The organism is Natronococcus sp. CG52 (assembly GCF_023913515.1).
Classification (GTDB): Archaea; Halobacteriota; Halobacteria; order Halobacteriales; family Natrialbaceae; genus Natronococcus; species Natronococcus zhouii.
Genome location: NZ_CP099392.1, coordinates 37845 through 62388, shown reverse-complemented (window position 1 = coordinate 62388; position 24544 = coordinate 37845). Strand labels below are relative to the sequence as shown.

The 24544-nt window shown below is 62.8% G+C and carries 13 protein-coding genes; all 13 read left to right on the top strand.

Features of this window, described 5'->3' with window-relative positions:
- Nucleotides 1-75 precede the first annotated feature (75 nt).
- The 13 genes from NED97_RS20030 (at nt 76) to NED97_RS19970 (ending at nt 24291) form a co-directional block, all read left to right on the top strand.
- A complete protein-coding gene (locus NED97_RS20030; protein WP_252490849.1) occupies nt 76-336 on the top strand; it encodes a hypothetical protein in 261 nt (86 codons plus the stop codon).
- A gap of 110 nt (nt 337-446) precedes the next feature.
- On the top strand, nt 447-2234 hold the full coding sequence (locus tag NED97_RS20025; RefSeq protein WP_252490848.1) for an ABC transporter substrate-binding protein: 1788 nt from the start codon (nt 447-449) through the stop codon (nt 2232-2234).
- A 72-nt stretch (nt 2235-2306) separates the two neighbouring features.
- Nucleotides 2307-4154: an ABC transporter substrate-binding protein gene (locus tag NED97_RS20020; protein ID WP_252490847.1), complete on the top strand. Its 1848-nt coding sequence runs from the start codon at nt 2307-2309 to the stop codon at nt 4152-4154.
- Between the two features lie 190 nt (nt 4155-4344).
- Nucleotides 4345-5304, top strand: coding sequence for a Gfo/Idh/MocA family protein (locus tag NED97_RS20015; protein WP_252490846.1), 960 nt, complete (start codon nt 4345-4347; stop codon nt 5302-5304).
- Between the two features lie 871 nt (nt 5305-6175).
- Nucleotides 6176-7903 carry a cation:proton antiporter gene (locus NED97_RS20010; protein ID WP_252490845.1) on the top strand — a complete coding sequence of 576 codons (1728 nt, stop codon included), beginning with the start codon at nt 6176-6178 and terminating at the stop codon, nt 7901-7903.
- Between the two features lie 104 nt (nt 7904-8007).
- Nucleotides 8008-8778: an IclR family transcriptional regulator gene (locus tag NED97_RS20005; RefSeq protein WP_252490844.1), complete on the top strand. Its 771-nt coding sequence runs from the start codon at nt 8008-8010 to the stop codon at nt 8776-8778.
- Between the two features lie 792 nt (nt 8779-9570).
- The gene (locus NED97_RS20000) at nt 9571-10998 is read left to right on the top strand and encodes a sodium-dependent transporter (protein ID WP_252490843.1); all 1428 of its coding nucleotides are present in this window, start codon (nt 9571-9573) and stop codon (nt 10996-10998) included.
- A gap of 397 nt (nt 10999-11395) precedes the next feature.
- On the top strand, nt 11396-12541 hold the full coding sequence (gene pdhA / locus NED97_RS19995; protein ID WP_252490842.1) for a pyruvate dehydrogenase (acetyl-transferring) E1 component subunit alpha: 1146 nt from the start codon (nt 11396-11398) through the stop codon (nt 12539-12541).
- Nucleotides 12538-13554 carry an alpha-ketoacid dehydrogenase subunit beta gene (locus tag NED97_RS19990; protein ID WP_252490841.1) on the top strand — a complete coding sequence of 339 codons (1017 nt, stop codon included), beginning with the start codon at nt 12538-12540 and terminating at the stop codon, nt 13552-13554. Before pdhA ends, NED97_RS19990 begins: the two co-directional genes overlap by 4 nt.
- A 124-nt stretch (nt 13555-13678) precedes the next feature.
- Nucleotides 13679-14395 (top strand): EthD domain-containing protein, encoded by a 717-nt coding sequence (locus tag NED97_RS19985; protein ID WP_252490840.1) that lies wholly within the window; start codon nt 13679-13681, stop codon nt 14393-14395.
- A gap of 4 nt (nt 14396-14399) precedes the next feature.
- Complete coding sequence (locus NED97_RS19980) at nt 14400-14987, top strand: HD domain-containing protein (RefSeq protein WP_252490839.1); 588 nt, start codon at nt 14400-14402, stop codon at nt 14985-14987.
- A gap of 516 nt (nt 14988-15503) precedes the next feature.
- Nucleotides 15504-20939, top strand: coding sequence for an AMP-binding protein (locus tag NED97_RS19975; protein WP_252490838.1), 5436 nt, complete (start codon nt 15504-15506; stop codon nt 20937-20939).
- Nucleotides 20940-22035: 1096 nt separating this feature from the next.
- A complete protein-coding gene (locus NED97_RS19970; RefSeq protein WP_252490837.1) occupies nt 22036-24291 on the top strand; it encodes an NADP-dependent malic enzyme in 2256 nt (751 codons plus the stop codon).
- Nucleotides 24292-24544 lie beyond the last annotated feature (253 nt).

Here is a 24544-nt window from a genome sequence, read left to right as displayed (position 1 = left end):
TCCGCCGCGTCCGAACGCGTCCGCCGACCGGGGCCAACATTTATATGGAATCTTATAGAAGATAGGTCCGACACGATGGAAACTGCTACGGAGAAAGACACAGATCCGGAAGAAGAGCTGATGTACAGGCTTCTCAAGACGCTTCGAGGATCGCTCCTGTTGTCGTTCGTCGCGATCGGCGTCGTCCTGTTGCTCGTCGCCGCCGTCTTCGAGAGCGGCGTCCAGATCACCAGTCAGGACGGCGTCATCGCCGGAATGCTCGGCGTGTTCGGTATTTCGGCGATCGTCTCCGCGGGATCGTTTTACCTGTTGCTAAAGCGACTCCGTCGGGACTGAACTCTCGATTCTCCGAGCCGCTAGCGAGAGGGGCCGAACGATCGGATGGGTTGCAGGAAATGGCGTCGAAAGTTAGACATTTAATCTATAACGTCCGTGTGTAATTTATGGTGAGTGATAGCACGGGGCACAGTATCGACTCAGCTGAGGAGTTTCTGACGCGCCGTCGAATGCTCGCCGCAAGTTCGGCGACGATCGCCGGCGGCCTCGCAGGGTGTCTGGGAGGTGAGCAAACCGGTTCCGGGGACGCGATCAGGACGTTCCAGCCGATGATTCCCGACGAGATGAATTTCAACACTTGGGCGTCGGGATATCCGTGGTCGCAAACGTGGCTGCTTCTCGAGCCGGTTCAGCGATTTTTTACCGACGGTTCCGTCGAAAACCAGATGATCGAACACTGGGAGTACAATCCCGATGAACGGGCCCTGACGGTGGAGTTCGAAGACGGCTGGCACTGGTGGAACGGTGACCAGATCACCGCCGAGGACAAGTACTGGTACGAGGAGTGCGCCCGTCTCGTTCACGGCGAGGGGAGTGACCTCGAAGATCTCGTTCTCGAGGACGAGATGACGATCACCCGGGTGTACAAAGAACCGCAGAATCCCGAACTGGTCGAGTACAAACTCGGCGGTTATCTGGGCGAGATGATGCGAGTCCACCGCGACAAGTTCCGGCCGTGGGCGGAAGAACTCCGGGACGCGTCGAACCAGGAGGAGCGACTCGAAATCGAAGACCGGATGGCCGACGAGATGCCGCTCCACATCTCGACGGTCGCGGAGGAAGGACTCGGAAACGGCCCGTTCAAGATCGTCGATTACAGCACCGAGGGAATCGACCTCGAGTTTCTCCTCGCGGAGGACGATGCGGTCGCACAGCGGCTTCAGGGGGGCGATATCGACTTCGGCTACAGCCTCCTCCAGACGTGGGTCGGTGAGGAGATGGCTGCCGATCACGTAGCGGACATCCACAGGTGCGATGACACGTTCATGCGCCGAATCGAAATATTCGGACGGGGCCCGGGATCGGAGCACCTCCGCAAGCGCGAGGTCCGTCGGGCGATCGCACACGCCGTCGACAATCGTCACGTCTCGAACAACTACAGCGCGCCGAGCACCGCTCGCGAAGCGCAAACGGGGCTCACAGCGGAGGTCACTTCGAACTGGCTCGACGATGACTACGTCGCCGATTACCTCGAGTATCCCTTCGAAGCCGACGAGGACGGTGCGACCGAACTGATGGAACGAGCCGGGTACGAACTCGAGGACGACCGGTGGGTTGACGAAGACGGCGACCGCGTTTCGTTCGAAATTGTCATTCCCGACCACAACACCAACATCGGACGGACGGTTTCGGATCAACTCGCGAACTTCGGATTCGAGATCGACTTCGATGTGCTCGAAGGGGCGACCTACAGAGCGAATACTGAAGAGACGATTAATTTCGATATGACCGTTGGTGAGCACGGTGGACTGATCGCGCATCCGTTTTATTACTTCCGGCACGATCACACCCATTCTCTCGACATGGGCGATACCGGCGTCATCGAAGACGTACTGGAAGAGGGAGAAACGCGTGCTCCGTACAACGGTCGCGAGATCGTCATCGAGATTTCGTCGAACGTCGGGGACGAAGACCCGTCCGGTTCGACCGAGGAGATCAATCTCTTCGAACTCGACCAGGAGTGGCGGGTCACCGCCGAAGAAGATCGGAGCAGAGAAATCGCCGAGATCTTCTCGTGGTACTGGAACTTCCACTTGCCCGGCATCGACCTCGTCGAAGTACGGAGTGGGACCTTCGGCAACACCCGGGACTTCGAGTTCCAGACTGACACGAAAGACTGGAGTTGCTACCGCGGTGCGTACCGCGGCGTAAAACGCGGCCACGTCTCGCCAAAGTGACGGAGACACGTCAGCCCGAACGTACGAACTCGAGAAAAGTATTTAACCTATGACTTATAATACTAATTGCGTATGCCAAACAGTGACAGATACGGCACCGTGGACTCTGCGGAGGAGTTCCTGACGCGGCGTCAGATGCTTGCCGCGAGTTCGGCGATGGTTGCTGGGGGTCTCGCCGGCTGTATGGGTGGCGAGACGGATTCCGAAGACGGGACGAGTACGATTCGTTCGTGGCAGCCGACGATTCCGGAGGAGATGAACTTCAACCACTGGGCGGGAGGATACCCGTGGTCCCAGTCGTGGCTGATCCTCGAGCCGGTTCAGCGATTTTTCGCCGACGGATCGATCGCGCTCGAGCAGATCGAAGACTGGGAGTACGACCCCGACGAACAGGCCGTGACCGTGGAGTTCGCGGACGGCTGGTACTGGTGGAACGGAGACCAGATCACCGCCGAGGATAAGTACTGGTTCGAGGAGTGTGCCCGTCTCTTCCAGGGAGACGGTAGCGATCTCGAGGATCTCATTCTCGAAGACGAAATGACGCTGACCCGGGTGTACGAGGAGCCACAGAACCCCGAGTTACTCCAGTACCAACTGGGCGGGTATCTCGGCGCGATGCAACGCATTCACCGCGACAAATGTAAGCCGTGGGCGGAAAAGCTTCAGGATGCGTCCGACCACGACGAGCGCCTCCAGATCCAGGAAGAGATGGCCGACGAGATGCCGCTCCACATCTCGACGGTCACGGACGAGGAACTCGGGAACGGACCGTTCCAGATCGTCGATTACGATACGGAAGGGATCTACTTCGAACTGTTCGAGGACCACCCCTACGCGGATCAGATCGAGATCGACGAGTTCGAGTTCCTCCTCGCACAGGACGACGCCCTCGCACAGCGGATTCAGGGTGGCGACGTCGACTTCGGCTTCGGATTACTGCAGCAGTGGGTCGGCGAGGGCGCGGCTCCCGACCACCTGGAGGACGTTTCCGTGTACGAGGATTCGTTCATGCGAAAGCTCGAGTTCTACGAACAGGGCCCGGGAGCGGAACACATCCGCCAGTACGAGGTTCGACGAGCGATCGCTCACGTCCTGAACCTCGAGCACATCTCGACGAACTACAACAACGAGAGTACGCCACGCGAAGCCCAGACCGGGCTTCCGTCGGACGTCACGTCGAACTGGCTCGACGACGATTACGTCGCGGACTACATCGATTACTCGGTCGAAGACGACGAGGAGAGCGCGACGGAGCTGATGGAGCAGGCCGGATACGAACTCGATGGCGACGAGTGGGTCGGCGAAGACGGCGACGTCGTGTCGCTGGAGATCGTGATTCCGGATTACCAGACGAACCTCGCGCGTTCGATCTCGGACCAACTCATCAACTTCGGGTTCGAGATCGACCTCAACGCCCTCGAGTCGGCGACGTTCAACGATCGAACGTCGGACAACATCGATTTCGACCTGGCCATCGGTAGTCACGGCGCACAGACCGCACACCCCTTCTACTACTTCCGACACAATCACACGCACAGTAACGAACTGGGTGACGCGATCGACATCCAGCAAGCACTCGACGAGGGAGAGACGCGATCGCCGTACAACGGTCGCGAAATCGTGCTCGAACTCCCGACCGAGGTCGGACGGGAGGATCTCTCCGGCTCGACCGAGGAGATCAACATCTTCGAACTCGACCAGGAGTGGCGAACGGTCCAGGAAGAACAGCGCAACGAGGAGATCGCCGAGATCTTCTCGTGGTACTGGAACTTCCACTTGCCCGGCATCGACCTCGTCGAAGTTCAGACCGGGACCTTCGGCAACACCCGGGACTTCGAGTTCCACACGGACACGACCGACTGGGAAGCGTACCGCGGTGCGTTCCGCGGCCTGAAGCGGGGCCACGTTTCACCACGCTAGTGATGAGCTACCCCTCGTCGCTGCTCGAGCGTAATCGGGCGTTCGAACCGACGAGAGAACCGGGTTTCGGCTCGCGATACTGAACTGCGAATCGGCCACGAATTCGACCACGCGGTTTCGCCTTCTTTCCCGGTCGCGAACGTTGTACCGGACGGCACACTTATTATCATTCGAATACGTTACCACCGACATGGATGTCGCCTGTATTGGTGCTGGCACTATGGGCCAGCGATTACTCGAACAGTTCGATCGTCACGACGACGTCGCTGTCACTGCGGTCTGTGATCTCGACGGGGCAACTGCCCGCACCGTCGCGGAGCCGCGCGATGCAACGGTGTATACGGATTACGAGAAACTGTACCAAAACGAACGACTCGACGCCGTCCTCGTCGCGATCCCTTCGTTTGCCCACACTGAGCAGGCGATCATGGCCGCCGAGCGGGGGCTCGATCTCCTCGTCGAAAAGCCAGTCGCGCGAACGAACGAGAAGGCGAGAGAGATCCGGGCCGCTATCGAGAACAACGACGTCATCTCTCAGTCGGGATACCTGTCCCGCTACTCGAGTCTGATCGACCGGGCCGAGGAACTGATCAGCGGGCGGACGCTGAGCCTCATCGAGGGTCGATACTGGGGCGGCGTCCCCGGACGCGAATGGGGTCGGCAGAAAGCGAAGTCCGGCGGCGGCAACGTCCAGCTGACGACACACGTTTTCGATCTGATTCGCTACTTCGGCGGCGAGGTCCAGGCGGTCACCGCGTTCGGTGGGTCGCGCGTCGACCTCGAGTCGATCGACTTCGAGGACGTCAACTCGACCACGATGAAACACGAGAACGACGTGGTCAGTCACGTCTCGACGAACTGCGTGACGCCGGTCGGCCGCAAACTCGAACTGGTCGGCGACGGGTTCTACCTCGACCTCGATTTCACTCACCGGACGCTCACCGGAACCGTCGATGACGAGGCCGTCGAGTACGAGTCCGACGACTCGAACGAGGCGCTTCGTCGAGAAGTGGACGCGTTCGTCGCCGCCGTAACCGAACGGGACGAAGCGTACGTCAGGAGCGACTACGCGGACGCCGCAAAGACGCTCGAGCTAACGCTGGCCGCAAACGAAGCGATCGAAACCGGCGAACCGGTCTCGCTTTCGTAGGTTCGAGTGCGGGTCGTCGTGTTCCCGCCCGGTAAACCGGATTATCTCGGTGAACTCGGTTCTCGGACGGCGGAAACGGCCGGTTTACGTTTTCACACGCTATTTGATAATACTAAACAACGCTGTTGCTCGAGCCGGACTCGCGCGTGTTCGATCACGCTTTCGCCTCGAAGATCGATCGTATATCGGTACCGCTGAACAGGGTCCTGTTCGGCTGTGGTCCCGGTATCGGTACTCGCCACGCCCGCATTACAGCAGTACTAATGTAAAAAAATTCTGCCGTCGTCATAATGGATGGCTATTTCCATCCACTTCGACGACAGGTTAGTACACCATATGAATTTAATATTATTAAACAATAGAGCGTCGATACAACGGAGCGCAGCAGTTCACTAGTATGTAACCGTCTATATCATTCTCATCACTATATATCTACACGTCCGGGAACGCTATTTCGACCATCTCCCAAATACGCCCTTTTTATGGCCTTTAGATGCCTATAATGCCCAGAAACAAGGTCTTTCCTTTCTGAGAGAAATCACTGGTAGCAGACATGAATACTAACACTAGTCAAACATGTAATCTCAAAGCCGAACGTCGATACGGGATTCTATTCTATAATCGATACCCCCGTTCATCTGCTGGGGAAACACTTCGTTTGACGTCAATCGTCCGCTTCGATTTCGGCGACGGGGCGAGCGTGGACGTTCGATACCAGTCCACGACGTTCTACCGACCGTTGGTCGAGACCAGAGACGCCCTCCACCGTCGAGACCAACCGACCCTCACACAGCCGCTCGCGAGCGGTACGACCGTCGCCTCGGGTACCTTCGGTGGTAGCATTAACTGGCTCCGTAGAATACTGCTCGTGATGAGCGTCCTCGAGACGGTTCTCGTCGAACTCGTCGTTGTCCTGTTGATCGCGGGTACGGTCGGCGTCGCTCTCGCGAGGACTGCGAACATTCCGTACACGATTGCGCTGTTGCTCGTCGGCTTCGGGGCCTCGGTGTTCGGAATCGATCACACGATCGGTCTCACGGAGGAGATCATCCTGCTCGTCGTCCTTCCGGCGCTGTTGTTCCAGGGTGGTTCGAACGTCGACCTTCGACGCCTGCGGGAGAATCTCCTGCCGGTGATCCTGCTGGCCGGTCCCGGGCTCCTGGTTTCGATCCTCCTTCTCGGAATCGCCGGCCGGTACGCGTTCGGCTATCCGCTGCTCGTCTCCCTGCTGTTCGCGGCGATGATCATGCCGACGGACGCCGTCTCGGTGGTGGCGGTGCTCGAGGACGTCGGCGCGCCGAAACAGCTCTCGACCATCATCGAGAGCGAGAGCCTGCTCAACGACGGCGTGGGCGTCGCCCTCTTCACGACGATCCTCGCGGTCGTCGTCGAGGCCTTCCAGCGCGAAATCTCGCCCGCGGCGTTTACGTCCGCCACGGAGCTGATCCGAGATATCGGCGCCGGACTGCTGGCGGCGAGCGTCGGTGGCTTTCTGATCGGGGTCACCGCCGGCTACGTCGTCTACCGGGCGATGGTCGTCGCCGACGACGCGATGCTCGGCGTCACGCTCACCGTCGTCCTGGCCTACGGTTCGTACTTCCTCGCGGATGCGCTCGGTGCGAGCGGTGCCATCGCCGCCGTCGTCGCCGGACTGCTCATCGGCGACCGGGGGGAGACCGAAGCGCTCGATCCACAGACGCGGATCACCGTCGCGACGACGTGGGGTGCCGTTGCCTTCCTGCTCGACACGCTCCTGTTCGTCCTCATCGGCCTCGAGACTCCGATCGACGCGTTCGTCGACAACGCCGAACTCGTGCTGGCCGCGTTCGTTCTCGTCGTCCTCGCTCGGTTCCTCGTCACCTATCCGCTCGTAACGCTAGCCAACCGGTGGCTCTCCGAATCGGTCCCGTGGTCGTCCCAGCACGTGATCGCCTGGAGCGGGTTGCACGCGTCGATTCCGATCGCACTGGTCCTGGGTCTTCCAACCGACCTCCCCGTCGCGCTCCGCGAAGAGCTTCGGGTGCTGGTCTTCGGTGTGGCGGCGTTCAGCCTCCTCGTTCAGGGACTGACGATCACCTCGCTGCTCGAGCGCACCGGGATCGGCAGACGAGCGCCGGCCGATGCGGTCTATCGACTGCTGATGACCCGCCTCCGCGGCGTCGACGCGGCTATCGAGAGTGCGAGTCAGCTGCGCCGGGACGACGCGCTCCCCGAGGATCTCTACGTCGAATTCTGTGCGACGTACGGCCGGGAGAAACGCCGTCTCGAGGCGACGGTCTCGGCGCTCCTCGAGCGGTATCCGTCGGTGCGACGTCGGACCGAACTCGCCGGCGAACGTCGCGTTCTCGAGAGCGAGAGGGCGGCGATGATGGACGCGATCAAGTCGGACGCCGTCGACGGGACGGACGCCGATCGACTGCTCGAGACGGTGGACGCGCGACTCGAGCGCGTCGATGCGGGCCAGAGCGACGTTCGGCAGCTCGAGGAAACCGGGTTCCGCGAGTTCTGGACCGACGTACTCGACGCGTACGATATCGACGTCGACGAACCAGCGGTGAACGACCGGACGGATAGCTCGACTCCCGAAGGCGACGAGTAACGAAGTGGACGATACGACTGTTCGAGGTCTGGATCGACTGACGGAGAACCGGTTTTCGGCCTGATAGAACAACACCTAAATCACCGGTCGAACGATACGGGACCATGGACGACACCCCTCGATCGAATCGGCCGGTGACGACGACCGAGTCGTCTATCCGCCTTCTCGAGCAGCTGAAGGAAAACCCCGGCCAGACGCTCGACGACCTCGCCGCGGCGTCGGACCTCGCGCGGAGTACCGTCCACCGCCACCTGCTCACGCTCGAGGACAACGATTTCCTGTTCAGAGAGGAGGGGAGATTCTATCTCGGCCTTCGGCTGCTCGATTTCGGAATCAGCGCCCGCACTCGCGTCCCGTTTTTCGACGTCGGGCGACGACAGGTCGATCGGCTGGCCGAAGAGACCGGCGAGAAGGTCTGGCTCGTCGCGAAGGAGGGAGACTTCAGCGTCCATCTCTACAAGGCGTTCGGCGACAGTCCGCTGCGAACGTCCGCCCGCGTCGGGCAGCGGCGATACCTTCACCAGCTCGCCGTCGGCAAAGCGATACTGGCCTATCTCGATCCGGACGAACTCCGGGCGATCGTCGAACGGCAGGGGCTAGTGGAGATGACCGAGCACACGATCACCGACGAGGACGAACTGCTCGAGGAACTCGAGGCGACTCGGGAACGAGGGTACGCGTTCAATATCGAGGAGTCGATCGAGGGATTGAACGCGGTCGGCGCTCCGATCCGGGACGAAGACGGCGCGCCGATCGGCGGGATCAGTATCTCCGGGCCGGCAAACCGGGTGAAAGACGAGTATTTGCGAAACGAACTGCCGGACAAACTCCTCGCAGCGATCGACGAGATCCACATCAACCTCAGATACAGCTAGCGACGGTTCCGTCGGACGTCGCGACCCCAGCGCCGGATTCCGGGATCTGCGCCGTGAAACGTCACAACGGGTCGACTTCGGTCTGAAGAGATCGGCCTCCAGACGCTTCGGTGCCGTCCGAGTAACTTGGACATCTTTTCGTTCTACGATCTCGTGCCTGCTACGGCTATCGCCGTTTCGGCGATTCGGAGCACCGATACGGCCTTCTCGTGCCGCTTTCACCCGTTTCGAGAGCGGACGGTGCGTATCACCGTGATCCAAGCAGATTGGATACAAATCCCGTTCACTCGTTTACGGAGTGGACCGGTTCGATCGTCGTCGATCGCCGGAGAGACGGGACTGTACCGCCTGACCCGGGTATACGTTCCCGATATCAGCTGATTCAGCGAGTGGAGTCCGGGAGGAGCGAGCGGACGGGGTCGTGAGTGACGATTCCCCTGATAGTAACATCTGTAGGTTATACAAACATATGTTTGTAATTCATCGATTGCTGCCGGTAGTTCGTCCAAACTATTCGGATTAGTATAGTGCCTCGAGACGGACGCCACAGATAACTGGTAGGACGATGAGTAATCGTATCGTTTTTCGACGTCGCTGGGTTCGAGATGCCAACGACCGCGTGACGCTTATTCATATGAAATATGGTAAATTGGATACTACTATCGCCCACTCGACTCTCGACTCGACAGTCGCTTCTCGTCGGAGTATCGGGATTTTCGATGATCGTTCTATATCGATCATCTCAGAATAATGAGAAAATATATAGCTGCCGAGTATGTTCTGTGATATAGTATGACACGTGAAACCTGGGCCAGCCGCGTCGGATTCATACTGGCGGCGGTTGGGAGCGCTATCGGTCTGGGGAACATCTGGCGGTTCCCGTGGATGACCGCGGAGAACGGGGGAAGTGCGTTCCTGCTAGTCTATCTCCTCATCGTTATCGGCGTCGGCGTTCCGGGGCTTCTGGCCGCGTTTATCATCGGACGACGATCGAATCGAAACCCCGTCGGCGCGTTCAAATCTCTCAAAGGATCACGCGCGTGGACGTCACTCGGGGTCCTGTGTGTCGTCACGGCAGTCGTGCTGCTGTCGTTCTACAGCGTCGTCGGCGGCTGGATCCTCCGCTATTTCGTCGAGAGCGTTACGGGGGCGTACTTCGCTGATCCCGGCGCTCACTTCGAAGCGATCAGCTACGGGATGGACGCCTTTATCTATCAACTGATCGTTCTCGGTGCGAGTGCGATGATCGTCACGGCCGGCGTGAGACGGGGAATCGAGGCGACGACGAAGGTGATGATGCCCGGTATCGTCGTCCTGCTCGTCGCGTTGGCCGTCTGGGCGGCACAACAGCCCAACGCAGCACAGGGGTACGAGTTCTATCTCGGCTTCGACGGGGAGTATCTCGCGAATAACTTTTTGACGGTGCTCGGCTCGGCCGCCGGACAGGCGCTGTTCACGCTCTCGATCGGTGGCGGAACGATGATCACGTACGCCTCCTACATCGACGACGACAGGTCGTTACCGCTCGACGCGTCGGCGATCGCCGTCCTCAACCTCGGTATCGGCGTGCTGGCGGGACTCGTCCTGTTCCCGCTGCTCTTCTCGTTCGCTGCCGGACCGACGGCCGGCGGTCCCGGTGCCCTCTTCGTCGGTATGGCCGGGGCGTTCGCGAATCTCCCCGCGGGACAGCTGCTCGGTGCGACCTTCTTTCTGGTCGTCCTGCTGGCTGCCATCACCAGTCTGATCAGCATGCTGGAAATCCCCGTCTCGTTCCTCGTCGACGAGTTCGGTATCGAGCGACCGACGGCTACTCGAGGGCTCTTCGTTCTGATCGTTTTCACCGGAGCCCTGAACGCCTTCAGTGCGGACGTTTTCACGCTGTTTGCGAACCACCTCGTGGACCTCCTGTTGACGCTCGGACTGACCGGCTTCATGTTCTACACGGCCTGGGTACTCGGTCCGGACGCCGTTCAGGAGTACCGTAACGGTGCCGGTCCGATCTCGCGGTCCCTTGCCACGCCGTGGCGGTACGCGATCGGAACGGTGTTTCCGACGTTCCTCCTCTTCGCGTTCTACTCCGACGCGCTGAGTCTAGCGGGGTTCTCCCCGCGGACGTCGACGATCGTGTTCGTTACGGTCGCGACGGCCGTCCCGTTCGTGCTCTTCGTCCGCTGGTCGGCGCGTGACGTCCGGTCGACGTCCGTCGACGCTGCCGACTGAACGCCGCGATTCTCTCTCGGCCCCGTTTTTGGTTCTCTCAGTCTCCAGCGGGCGTTACCGGCGGCATATCGCACACCATCGCTTTCGGTCGGTTGTGTCTACCTAGCACAGAACTGTTAAGTACTATAATGACAATTGGACCTCATATGGTGACCGCCAGTACACCGGACGTTCGCGCCGTAACCGAGCTATCCCGGCACTCCGCCGCCAGCCGTCGCGCGATCGGTCTTCTTTCGTTTACACTGGCGGATCTCGCTCCGGTGCGTGACGGTAAACGTATTCGCACCGGACGCACTCTCTGGTAGCGCTTTCGGGATTCGTTTCCAACGATCTCGGGGCTCCCCAGACCGGCTACGGAGTCGTTCCGTGAGTAGAGACAGGTACACACCACCAACCAATGAGCACCCAAAACGAAGCAGACCCACACGTGAACAGCGAGTCGACGCAACGCGACGAACCGATCCGGATCCTGGACGACGACGGGAACCTCCTGTCACACGCGGAGGTTCCGGCGCTCTCCGACGAGAAACTGCTCGCGATGTACGAGGACCTCGTGCTCGCGCGCCGGTTCGACCAGCGTGCGATCAGTCTCCAGCGACAGGGGCGAATCGCGACGTACGCGCCGATGACCGGACAGGAGGGCTCCCAGGTCGCGACGAGTTACGCGCTCGAGGAGCAGGACTGGCTGTTCCCGACCTATCGCGAGCACGCGGCCAAGTACGTTCACGGCATGAGCCTCGCCTCGCTCCTGAAACCGCTCTGTGGGCTCCGGGACGGGTACGCGATCCCGGACGACGTCAACGTCCTGCCGGAGTACATCCCGATCGCGACGCAGGTTCCCCAGGCGATGGGGATGGCCTGGGGACACCACCTCCAGAACCGAGCCGACACGGCCGTCCTGTGTCACTTCGGCGACGGCGCGACGTCCGAGGGCGACTTCCACGAGGGGCTGAACTTCGCCGGCGTCTTCGACGTCCCCGCGGTGTTCGTCTGCAACAACAACCAGTGGGCGATCTCCGTCCCGCGAGACCAGCAGACGGCGAGCGACACGATCGCACAGAAGGCCGCCGCGTACGGAATCGAAGGCGTGCGCGTCGACGGACTCGATCCGCTCGCAGTCTACGAGGTCACGCGTTGTGCGCTCAGCAAGGCAAAGAACCCCACCGACGGCGAGCGTCGCCCGACCCTCGTCGAGTCGGTCCAGTACCGCTACGGCGCGCACACGACCGCGGACGATCCGTCCGTGTATCGCGAAGAGGACGAAGCCGAGGCGTGGCGACGGAAGGATCCGGTCGACCGCCTCCGGAACTTCCTGTACGCGGAGGGGCTTCTCGACGAGGACCTCGAGGACGAGATCGACGACCGCGCCGAGTCACAGATTAGCGAGGCGATTTCGACCGTCGAGGCGGCGGCGGCCGATCCGTCGTCCATCTTCGAACACGTCTACGAGGAGCTGCCGGACCGTCTCCGCGAGCAACGGGACGAACTGAACGCGCTTCGCGAAAAGTACGGCGAAGAGGCGTTCTCCGAGGTGTTAGAATGAGTTCGGCGGCGACGCCCGAAACCGGGGACGGGACGGACAGCCTGACCCTCGTCGAGGCGGTCCAGGACGCGCTCTACACCGAGATGTCGTCGGACGAGAACGTCGTCGTGATCGGCGAGGACGTCGGCGAGAACGGCGGCGTCTTCCGCGCGACCGAGGCGCTCTACGAGGAGTTCGGCGGGAACCGAGTCGTCGACACGCCGCTCGCGGAGTCCGGTATCGTCGGAACGGCGATCGGACTGGCGCTGGCCGGGATGCGACCGGTCGCGGAGCTCCAGTTCATGGGGTTCTCGTATCCCGCGTTCGATCAGATCGTCAGTCACGCATCCCGGTTGCGAAGTCGGAGCCACGGCCAGTACTCGGCGCCGATCGTGATCCGCGCTCCCTACGGCGGCGGCATCCGCGCTCCGGAACACCACTCGGAGTCCAAGGAGGCCTTCTTCGTTCACGAGCCCGGACTCAAGGTCGTTTCGCCGAGTACGCCCTACGACGCGAAGGGACTCCTTATCGCGTCTATCCGGGACCCGGATCCCGTCGTCTTCCTCGAGCCGAAGCTCCTCTACCGTGCGTTCCGCGGGGACGTTCCGACGGGCGGCTACGAGGTGCCGCTTGCCGACGCGGCGATCAGGCGGGAGGGCGACGACATCACGGTGTACACGTGGGGTGCGATGACCCGCCCGACCCTCATCGCCGCGGACAACGTCGCCGATGAACACGGCGTCGAGGTCGAGGTCGTCGACCTGCGGACGCTGTCGCCGCTGGACGTCGAGACGATCGTCGACTCGTTCAGAAAGACCGGGCGGGCCGCAGTCGTCCACGAGGCGCCGAAGACCGCCGGACTGGGCGCGGAAATCGCCACGACGATTCAGGAGCGCGCAGTCTGCTATCAGGAGGCGCCGATCAAGCGCATCACCGGTTTCGATACGCCGATGCCGCTGCACGCGCTCGAGGACTACTATCTCCCGCAGGCGGTCCGCATTCAGGACGGGATCCTCGAGACGGTCGAGTTCTGACCACCGACGGGACTCTCGCTTCCGGAGGTGGTGGACCGAACCGGGAGCGCGCCCTCGAACTCCCGACCGACGCCGACCGGATCGTCCTTATGATTTATTATATCGTATGCAAAACTTGCGTGTGATGTACAAGCACGTCGCCTTGCTGGTTCGCCAGGAGGGGATGACCCACGAGGAGTTCGTCGACTACTGGCAGACGAATCACACGCCGATCGCCCGCGAGATCGAGGGCGTCGTCCGGTACCACCAGGTGCTGCCGACCGAACCCGAGCACGCGGAGTTCGACGGACTCGCCGAACTCTACTTCGAGGATCTCGAGGCGCTCCACGACGCGCTCGGCAGCGAGGGGTCGCGCGACTACGATCCCGAGCGGGGCAAGGCGAAGGAAGCGCGGGAGGACGTGGACAACTTCCTCGCGATCGAACAGCGACCGCGGTTCATCGGCGAGGAGATCGTCCAGAAGGATACGGTCGACAGCGATACCGACGGCCTGTACAAGCACTCGGCGTTCCTGGTTCGCCAGGAAGGAATGACACACGAGGAGTTCGTCGACTACTGGCAGACGAATCACACGCCGATCGCCCGCGAGATCGAGGGCGTCGTGAAGTACAACACGGTCATCCCGACGGATCCCGACAACGCCGAGTTCGACGGCGTCGCCGAACTCTACTTCGACGACCTCGAGAAACTGTACGACGCGCTCGGCAGCGAGGGTTCGCGCGACTACGATCCCGATCGGGGCAAGGCGAAAGAAGCGCGCGAGGACGTGGACAACTTCCTCGCGATCGACGAACGCCCCCGGTTCATCGGGCGAGAGCGACTCGTCAAAAACGAGGCGTGATCGCATGACCGACTTCGAGCACCAGGTTCGCGAGGCGGTACCCGAACTCGAGCGCATCGAGAGCGACGACCTTCGGGAGCGCGTCGTCGAGGCGTGGGTCCTCGGCTTAGAGCGCGGTGGCTGGCAATCCATCGAGGACGTTCCCTACGCCTGGAACATTCAGGAGGTCACGAACGTCGAACACGTCCGCGGCGTCACCCGAATCGCGCTCGAGGCCGCGAACGAGCAGCGCGAGTTCCACGGCGCCGACCCGGACGAGGACACGATCGTCGCGGCGTGTCTCCTTCACGACGTCGGGAAGTGCTACGAGTACCCGGATCACGTCGACGACGACCTCGTCACCGAACCCGATTCGCGGTACGTGAGCGAGGAGATTCCGCACTCGATTTCCGGATACGCGCTCGCCCACGAGGTCGGCTGTCCGCTCGCCGTCCAGCGAGCGATCCCGCACTTTCTGGGCGAGGTTCCCAAACGAACGCTCGAGGCGGAACTCGTCAAGAGCGCGAACTCCGCCTCCTCGAACGCCATCACGCAGGCCAGCATGGGAATCACGCTCCAGGAGTGGGTCGAGAAGTACTCCCAGACGTCGTAGTCTCCGGCCGAGTGCGACGCTCGTTCCGACGGCCCTCGCCGATGGTGGTTGGAGGTGAGATATCTCCCGAAACGCCCGTTATAACTCTACACACGTTGATAAACTATCCGTTACTACAACTCAAAACCACTCGAATCCTTCCGAAATAACTATCGGAATATATGGTTATCGGCGACAATAGTTCATACACGACTGCCTCCAGACGGGAACAGGACCTCTCTATTAAAAGTTCACGGACGTGAGATCCAGCCACGAAGGCGGCACAAACCGACACGGCCGCGTAACAAGGGCGGCCCCTCATCTGGTCATCGATACGGCCGGTGAACTCGCTCGCTCCCCGAAGAACCGCGACCGTACCGCCGCGGCGAGAGCGATGGTGAGACGCCCGCTGCCGACCCCGCCCTTCGAGTCGAATTCACATCATACTACCGATGACACTCAATTTGGCGTGAACCGTCCGATACACGACCCCGAGAAACACTCTTAACCGAGAACGTTTATGATTATATTCGTTCAATGGTGAGTTCGAACCCCGCCGAGGAGGAGGCGACGATCGACGGGAGCGTACGGTCGAATCCGATTCGAACCCGCGGTGACTGGGAGATGGACCGAACTCGCGTCAGAGAGGACCCCGGCGAGTTCCACGGTTCGATCGCGAAACGAGAGCTTCACTGGTATCACGGGGATGACGACGAGTGGCTCTCCTGGAGCGACGACGCCGAGACGTGGTCCGGTTTCGACGCCGACACCGGCGCGGAACTCGAGCGGGAGTACGACGCCTCCCACGAGCCGTGGGACGTCGCCTTCGACGACTCGAATCCGCCGCTGTACGAGTGGTTCTCCGGCGGCCGCACCAACGCCTGCTTCAACGAGGTCGACCGACACGTGCTCGCGGGCCACGGCGACGAGACGGCGTTTCAGTTCGAGGGCGATCGGTGGGATCAGTCGAAAAACGACGGCCGCGGCGGGCCGGTCGTCTCCGAGGAAATCTCGCGGCGCGAGTTGCTCGTTCGCGTCGTCTCCGCCGCAAACGTTTTGCAGAATCTCGGTCTCGAGAAGGGCGATCGAATCGCGCTGAACATGCCGAACGTCATGGAGCAGATCTACTACACCGAGGCCGCGAAGCGCCTCGGAATCGTCTACACGCCGGTGTTCGGCGGGTTCAGCGACAAGACGCTCTCCGATCGCATCGCCCGACTCGGCGCCGACGTGCTCGTCACGAGCGACGGCGGCTACCGGAACGCGGAGGTCGTTCCGTACAAGGAACGGTACGCCGATCCCGCGCTCGACGACTACCTGCCGACCGACACGGTGACGAATATCGTCGACCGAACGCTTCGCGGACTCGCCGTGAGCGAACGCCACGCTGATACCGTTCGCACTCACGTCGAGCGGGCGATCGAGGGCGAGGCCACCGTCGAGCGAGGGCAGGCGATGCGCGGGGTCGGTAACGCGCTGACCGAGTTCGACGATCTTTCGGGCGACGAGAAATCCGAGATCAGAACCGAGATCGCACGGGCGCTGGTCGACTCCGACGAACGGATCGAACGCGTCGTCGTCGTCGAACACACCGGACAGGAGATTCAGATGCACGACCGCGACGACTGGTCGTCGGAGCTGATCGCCGAGGCGCAGACCGATATCCTCGAGAACGCTCGCGCAGCCGGGTTCGACGTCGAGACGCTCGACGACCTGTACGGGCTCGAGGACCGAGAGCTGGTCCGGGCGCTGTGGGAAACCTCGCGCCCCGAACCGGTCGACGCGGAGTACCCGCTGTTCACCATCTTCACGAGCGGCTCGACGGGTAAACCGAAGGGCGTCGTCCACGTCCACGGCGGCTACACCGCGGGTATCGCGAACACGATGAAGGTTTCCTTCGACATCGTGCCGGGCGAGGACACGATCTTCGTCATCGCCGACCCCGGCTGGATCACGGGCCAGTCCTACCTCATCAGCGCCTCGCTGACGACCCGGACGACGAGCGTCCTCCTCGAGGGGGCGCCGGTCTATCCGGACGCGGGTCGGTTCAGTTCGGTCATCGAACGGTACGGCGTGACCGCGTTCAAGGCGGGCGTCACCTTCCTCAAGGGGATCATGGAGGACGACGAGAGCGTGAGCGACATGCGCGAGTGGAGCACCGACCCCCTCCGCGTCGCGACGTTCTGTGCCGAACCGCTGAGTCCGGCGGTCCAGCGCTTCGGTATGGACGAACTCTGCGAGTGGTACGTCAACTCCTACTGGGCGACCGAACACGGCGGGATCGTCTGGACGCACTTCTTCGGGAACGACGAGTTCGCGCCCCGGCCGGACGCACACACCTACCCGCTCCCGTGGGTGTTCGGGAACGTCTGGGTCGAGGAGGAGGAACGGCCGGAGGGCTCGATCTCGTGGCGCGAGGCGGAGACCGAAGAGCGCGGCGAGATCATCATCGAGGAGCCGTACCCCTACCTGATGCGGTACGTCTGGGGCGACCTCGAGAACTGGGATCCGGACGACTGGAAAGCGAACTGGAACGGGGACGCCGAGCGCTTCGAGGAGGTCTACTGGGTCCGGAAGGACGGCGAGTACGCCTACCTCCAGGGCGACGTCGCCAAGAAGTACGAGGACCGCTCGTTCAGCCTCCACGGCCGCTCGGACGAGGTCATCAACGTCTCCGGCCACCGCATGGGGACCGAGGAGATCGAGGGCGCAATCTTGCAGGACAAGCGGATCAACCCCGACTCGCCGGTGGCGAACGTCGTCGTCGTCGGCGCCGATCACCACGAGAAGGGGTTGACGCCCGTCGCCTTCGTCCAGACGAAACCCGACGAGCGACTCACGAACGAGGTCGAGGCCCGACTGTCTCGACTGGTACGCGACGAAAAGGGCGTCACCGCGATACCGGACGCGTTCATCGAGGTGGACGCGTTCCCCGAAACCCGCTCCGGAAAGTACATGCGTCGCATGCTCACGGCGATGCTGAACCGGGAGGGCATCGGCGACACGAGCACGCTGAAAAACCCCGACGTGGTCGAGGAGATCCGCCCCAAGTGCGAGCGATGGCGGCGGCGTCAGGATCTCACCGCCGAACAGGAGATCCTCGAGCGGTACCGAAATATCACGGTTCAGTACAATCCCGTTCGCGAAGCGGCCACCGATGAACGGATCGCGACGGTCACCGTCGATAGCCCGCCGGTGAACGCGCTCAACGAGCGGGCGCTCGACGAACTCAACACCGTCCTCGAGCACCTCGACCGCCGCGAGGACGTCGGCGCGGTGGTGATCGCGGGCGCCGGTCCGTCCAACTTCGTGGCCGGCGCGGACGTCGAGCAGTTCCTCGAAGAGGTCCACGAGTTCGACGAGGCGATCACGTTCCCGAACAAGGCCCACGAGGCGTTCCGCCGGATCGAGGAGCTGTCGGTCCCCGTCGTCGCCGCGGTGAACGGCTCGGCGCTCGGCGGCGGCAACGAACTCCAGCTCGCGGCCCACTACTCGGTCGCCGAGCGGGGCGCCGAGTTCGGCCAGCCGGAGCTCAATCTCAATCTCATCCCGGGCTACGGCGGCACCCAGCGGCTGCCCCGTCTCCTCGCCGAGGAGCGCGGGACCGACGGGATCAGGGACGCCGTGACGCTGATCACGAACGGCCGGGCCGTCGAGGCAGAGGAGGCCCTCGAGATGGGACTGGTCGACGAACTCGAGACCGACCGGACCGCCCGCGCTCGAGCGTCCGAACTCGCCCGCGAGCACATCAGGACGGAGTCGGACGTGCTCGCCGACGCTCGCAAGGGGCGACTCGAGAACCGCTCGTCGTGGGCGGAGCCGGGCGAGTTCCCGGAGGACGTGCTCGAGGATCCGATCGTCGATCGGAACCGAACCCAGTGCGAGCACGTCAGCGAGGGCCGCTCGAAGGCGTTCGATCGGGCCGTCTCGGCGGTTCGAACCGGCTTCGAGGAGGGGATCGAGGCCGGCCTCGAGCGCGAGGCGACCCACTTCGCCGAGGCCGTCGTCGATCCGGACGGGGGCAAGGCGGGGATCGAGAAGTTCCTCGACCGGGCGAGCGAGCCGCTGCCGACCCGGGAACGATTCACTCCCTCGAGCGAGGAGGAGCGAGCGCTCGTCGAGGAGGGACGACTGCTCCCGCCGGGCGAGCCGTTCTTCCCCGGCGTCGACGAGATACCCGACTACCAGTACGCCCAGGCCGTCGTCAAGGACGACGAGACCGGCGCGGCCGCACACGGCGATCCCGCGGAGGCGGAGGTCGAGGAGGTCGTTCCGGTCGAGGAACCGGGGCCGAACGAGGTCCTGGTGTACGTCCTCGCGAGCGAGGTCAACTTCAACGACATCTGGGCGATCACGGGGGTTCCCGTGAGTCAGTTCGACAGTCACGATCAGGACTACCACGTGACCGGTAGCGGGGGCGTCGCCCTCGTCGTCGACGCCGGCGAGGCGGTCACGCGCGAGGGCCGCGTCGCGGTCGGCGATCTGGTGACGATCTACTCGGGCCGGAGCGACCTCCTCTCGCCGACGATGGGGCTCGACCCCATGTACGCCGACTTCTCGATCCAGGGGTACGAGGGACCGAACGGCAGCCACCAGCAGTTCATGCTCGCACAGGGGCCGCAGGTCCTGCCGATCCCGGAGGAGGCGACGCTCGAGCAGGCGGGCGCCTACGTCCTGGCCATGGGAACCGTCTGGCGTGCGCTGTTCACGACGCTCGACATCGACTCCGGGACGACGATGTTCGTCGAGGGCGCCTCGACCGGCACCGGCTGGGAGACGACGAAACTCGCCGCGCGCAACGACGTCGAGGTCACGGGGCTGTGCTCGAGCGAGGAGCGCGCCGACCGTATCGAAACCCTCGGCGCCGACGCGATCGACCGAACCGCCGGCCCGTACGACGGTATCTGGGGCCGGATCCCCAGCGCCGAAGACGAGTGGGAAACGTGGAAGGAGGACGGCGAAGCGTTCGTCGAGGCGTACGAGGACCACCACGACGGACGGCGGGCCGATTACGCCGTCAGCCACGCCGGCGAACTGTCGTTCCCACGCGCGTTCCAGCTTCTCGAGGAGGGCGGGAAGCTGACCTTCTACGGCGCCTCGACCGGCTACTACCTGACGTTTCTCGGAAAACCCGGCGCGTCGACGCCGGCCGAGATGTTCGAGCGGAGCGACGTCCGGGCGGGCGACGGCGTCCTCGTCTACTACGGGACCGACACCGGCCCGGACGGCGTGGTCGACGAAACCGGCCTCCGAGCCGTCGAGGACGCCCGGGAGGCCGGCGCGCGGATCGCGGTCGTGACTTACACCGACGAGCAACAGGAGTTCGTCGAGTCGCTCGGCTACGGCGACGCCGTCGAAGGGACGGTGAGCCTCGAGGGGCTGAAGCGCCGCGAAGACGAGTTCCGCTGGCCCGAGACCCTGCCCGACCTGCCGGACGCGCAGGACGATCCCGAGGCGTTCAGACGCGTCGTCCAGAAGTTCACCGACGAGGTGTTCAAGCCGATCGGGCGGGCGGTCGGCGAACTGCTCCGGACCCCGAAGAATCCGAGAGGGTATCCCGACGTAGTCTTCGATCGGGCCGACCACGACGCGCTCTTCGTCAGCACCATGCTCACGAAACCGCACACCGGCTGCGTCGTCTACAGCGAGGAGATGGCCGACAGGCGGTACTCGATGTACGCGCCGCAGGTGTGGATGCGCCAGCGCGACGTCCTGATGCCGACCGCGGAGATCCTCGGAACGCACCTGAGCAACGCGTACGAGGTCGAACAGTTGAACGAGGCCGTCGATGCGGGCGAGATCGATCTCACCGACCCCGAAGTCGTCGACTGGACGGCCCTCCCGGAGGCGCACCAGCTGCTGTGGGACAACGAACACGAGGCGAGCAGTTACGTCGTCGAGCACGCGCTTCCGGAGGAAGGCTTGACCTCGAAGGAGGAACTGTTCCTCGCGTGGGCCGACCGCTCGAGTTGATAGTTTCCTTCGGTCGCCCGCAATCCGGACCTCTTCCGAGGAGGGGAGTTGACGGCGATATCCCGGGCTACGCTGAGGACGGGTCAGTTAATTATCACGTTCCGCGATCGGAATCATTCTCCGGCTGCTCGGTCTGTAAACCTCGGATATCTCGAGTCAGCCGTAGCGGGGTTCGAGCACGCGAAACCCGCGGGAGGCCCGCGCGATCGACACCGGGTACGTCGCGGATGCGTGGCCTCGTTACGATCGCGGGTCGGACGGTACGCGATCGAGCGCAATCGCTCGTCCGTCTGCGGTTAGGAACGACGATAAGATACGATCGGTTTCTGTGATGTAACTGGTATCAGAATCAGGCGTGGTCTTGGATTCGCGGGAGCGGTATTCGAGACTCACTCGTACAGAATCCCCCTCGCCTCGCCCTCGGTATCGACGTTCGGGCGATTCGACCACTCGGGCATCTTCTCGACACAGCACGTCAAACAGAAGAGGTGATACGTGTTCGGACCCTGCCAATTTTCCCGCTCTACCCACCACCCCTCGATTTCGTCTCCGTCGATGAGTTTCCCACGGTGAGTGCGCCCTTTCGGCTTACACGGCGGATTCGGTGAGGGCCAGTACAGTTTCACGCTCTGTATTTGATATCGATGGTCGGACAGTACCAATAGCCGACTATCGGTCGTCTCCGTTCCAAGTACGATTCCAAGACAGTAGTGATATCTCGGGTACGTGAGATCGAGTCACGTAAATTTCTACGTTCGAATTTCGCAGAGATAAACGGTCAGAAAATGATTATTTTGGCAGTTATATCTGAAATAGTATACAATACACGAACGGAGTGGTTTCGAGTCGTTCCCCGTCGTACTGTTCGCGAAAGCGTTATATCTCGCCTGCCTGTCCAGAAGAACGGCATTCTCTCTTCCGTGTCGCGACGTCGATCACGGTTCGTTCGGGACCGGACAGATTCGGCATCTCGGATGCTGGAGAGCTATCACCCGGATACTGTAGTATAAAAAATGACGTGTAGTCGGCGGAACTATCGAAAACTCCCTTCGAACAGACCCTGTGTTTTTATTCGTTTATAGGATAACGAGAATCCATGACACTGGAGGACGATTCGCTCGACTACCACGAAGCGGATCCGGCCGGAAAGATCGAAACGACGACGACGAAACCGACGAACACGCAGCGAGAACTCGGTCTCGCCTACTCGCCCGGCGTCGCCGGCCCGTGTCGCGAGATCGCGGCCGACCCGGACGCTGCATACCGGTATACCGTAAAGGGAAATCTCGTCGGCGTCGTCTCGAACGGCAGCGCCGTCCTCGGACTCGGCGATATCGGTCCGCAGGCGTCGAAACCCGTCATGGAAGGTAAAGGCGTCCTGTTCAAGCGCTTCGCCGATATCGACGTCTTCGACATCGAACTCGACCTCGAGGATCCGGACGCCTTCGTCGAGTCGGTCGCGGGAATGGGGCCGACGTTCGGCGGCATCAACCTGGAGGATATCAAGGCGCCGGAGTGTTTCACTATCGAGGAGCGGCTTCGCGACCGAATGGACGTTCCCGTCTTTCACGACGACCAACACGGGACGGCGATCATCAGCGGCGCGGCGTTGCTGAACGCCGCCGAACTCGCGGGCAAGGATCTCGAGTCCGTGCAGGTGACCTTCGCGGGCGCCGGCGCGGCGGCGGTCGCGACGGCGCGCTTCTACGCCTCGCTCGGGGTTCGGCGGGAGAACGTCACGATGGTCGACATCGACGGCATCCTCACGACTGACCGGGCGGAGGCGGGCGATCTGGATCCTCACAGCCGCGAGTTCGCGCGAGACGTCCCGGAGGGGGACCTCGCGGACGCGATGAGGGGTGCGGACGTCTTCGTCGGGCTCTCCGTCGGCGGCATCGTCGACCGGGAGATGATCCGATCCATGGCCGACGATCCGATCGTCTTCGCGATGGCGAACCCGGATCCCGAGATCGGGTACGAGGAGGCGAAAGGCGCCCGCGACGACGCCGTCATCATGGCGACCGGGCGCTCGGACTATCCGAACCAGGTCAACAACGTGCTCGGCTTCCCCTTCATCTTCCGCGGGGCGCTCGACGCCCGAGCCACCGAGATCAACGAGGCGATGAAGGTCGCCGCCGCGGAGGCGCTCGCCGAGCTCGCACGCGAGGACGTCCCCGACGCCGTTCGCAAGGCCTACGGCGACCAACCGCTCCAGTTCGGTCCCGAGTACATCATTCCGAAGCCGATGGATCCTCGCGTGCTGTTCGAAGTCGCTCCCGCGGTCGCCAGCGCCGCAATGGAGTCGGGTTCCGCCCGCACCGAGATCGATCTCGAGGAGTACGAGGAACGGCTCGAAGCCCGCCTGGGCAAGTCCCGCGAGATGATGCGGATCGTGCGCAACAAGGCCAAGAGCGATCCCAGGCGCCTCGCGCTCGCGGAGGGCCACAGCGAACAGATCGTCCGCGCGGCCTACCAGCTCGCGGAACGCGGTGTCGCGGAGCCGGTCCTGATCGGGAATGAGGCGGAGATCGAACGTCTCGCCGCCGACCTCGGTCTCGAGTTCGATCCGGAGGTCGTCGATCCGGCGGCCGGCGAGTACGAGGAGTACGTCGACGCGCTCTACGAAGGCCGACAGCGCAAGGGGGTGACCCGGACGGCGGCGCGAGAGCGCATCCGCGACAGCAACTACTTCGCGTCGGTGATGGTCCAGCAGGGAGACGCCGACGCGATGTTGACGGGGTTGACACACCACTACCCGTCGGCGCTCCGTCCGCTTCTGCGGGTGATCGGCACGGCGGACGACGTCGAGTACGCCGCGGGCGTCTACATGCTCACGTTCAAGAACCGGGTTGTCTTCCTCGCGGACGCGACCGTCAATCAGGATCCCGACGCGGAGACGCTCGCGGAAGTCACTCGACACGCGGCCGACATCGCTCGCCGGTTCGACGTCGAGCCGCGGGCCGCACTGCTGTCGTACTCGGACTTCGGCAGCGTCGACAACGAAGGCACGCGCAAGCCCCGACGCGCGGCAGAACAACTGCGAGCCGATCCCGCGGTCGACTTCCCGGTCGACGGCGAGATGCAGGCCGACACCGCCGTCGTCGAGGAACTGCTCGAGGGGACCTACGAGTTCGCCGACCTCGAGGAGCCGGCGAACGTGCTCGTCCTCCCGAACCTCGAGGCGGGCAACATCGCGTACAAGCTCCTCCAGCGCCTCGGCGACGCGGAGGCGGTCGGGCCGATGCTGGCGGGGATGGACAAGCCGGTCCACGTGCTCCAGCGCGAGGACGAGGTTCGGGACATCGTGAACCTCGCGGCCGTCGCGACGGTCGAAGCGCAGGGCTCCGAGTAGCGACGCTCGCCGCCGACCCGCTCGTCGTCACCCTGCTCGTCGCCACCTCGCTCGCCGCTGGGTCTGATTCCGGTCTGCCCGTTCGCTACGGCGCCGCGGCTCGTCGCCGCCTCGCCGTCTGCTCGGACTATAGCAGTCACTGACAGCCTGTGCACGCCCGACGCACGACCGCCGAACGATCGGTGTGTAACCCGTTCCAGTCGGTACTATAGCCGGCGCTGACGGCGGCCCCGACCGTCACTCGGCGCGTCGA

Bases quoted from the DNA above. Each gene is read 5' to 3' on its own strand.
- NED97_RS19990 (WP_252490841.1), top strand. From the start codon at position 12,538: ATGAGTTCGGCGGCGACGCCCGAAACCGGGGACGGGACGGACAGCCTG.
- pdhA (WP_252490842.1), top strand. From the start codon at position 11,396: ATGAGCACCCAAAACGAAGCAGACCCACACGTGAACAGCGAGTCGACG.
- NED97_RS20010 (WP_252490845.1), top strand. From the start codon at position 6,176: ATGAGCGTCCTCGAGACGGTTCTCGTCGAACTCGTCGTTGTCCTGTTG.
- NED97_RS19975 (WP_252490838.1), top strand. From the start codon at position 15,504: ATGGTGAGTTCGAACCCCGCCGAGGAGGAGGCGACGATCGACGGGAGC.
- NED97_RS20015 (WP_252490846.1), top strand. From the start codon at position 4,345: ATGGATGTCGCCTGTATTGGTGCTGGCACTATGGGCCAGCGATTACTC.
- NED97_RS20005 (WP_252490844.1), top strand. From the start codon at position 8,008: ATGGACGACACCCCTCGATCGAATCGGCCGGTGACGACGACCGAGTCG.
- NED97_RS20030 (WP_252490849.1), top strand. From the start codon at position 76: ATGGAAACTGCTACGGAGAAAGACACAGATCCGGAAGAAGAGCTGATG.
- NED97_RS19985 (WP_252490840.1), top strand. From the start codon at position 13,679: ATGTACAAGCACGTCGCCTTGCTGGTTCGCCAGGAGGGGATGACCCAC.
- NED97_RS19970 (WP_252490837.1), top strand. From the start codon at position 22,036: ATGACACTGGAGGACGATTCGCTCGACTACCACGAAGCGGATCCGGCC.
- NED97_RS20000 (WP_252490843.1), top strand. From the start codon at position 9,571: ATGACACGTGAAACCTGGGCCAGCCGCGTCGGATTCATACTGGCGGCG.
- NED97_RS19980 (WP_252490839.1), top strand. From the start codon at position 14,400: ATGACCGACTTCGAGCACCAGGTTCGCGAGGCGGTACCCGAACTCGAG.
- NED97_RS20020 (WP_252490847.1), top strand. From the start codon at position 2,307: ATGCCAAACAGTGACAGATACGGCACCGTGGACTCTGCGGAGGAGTTC.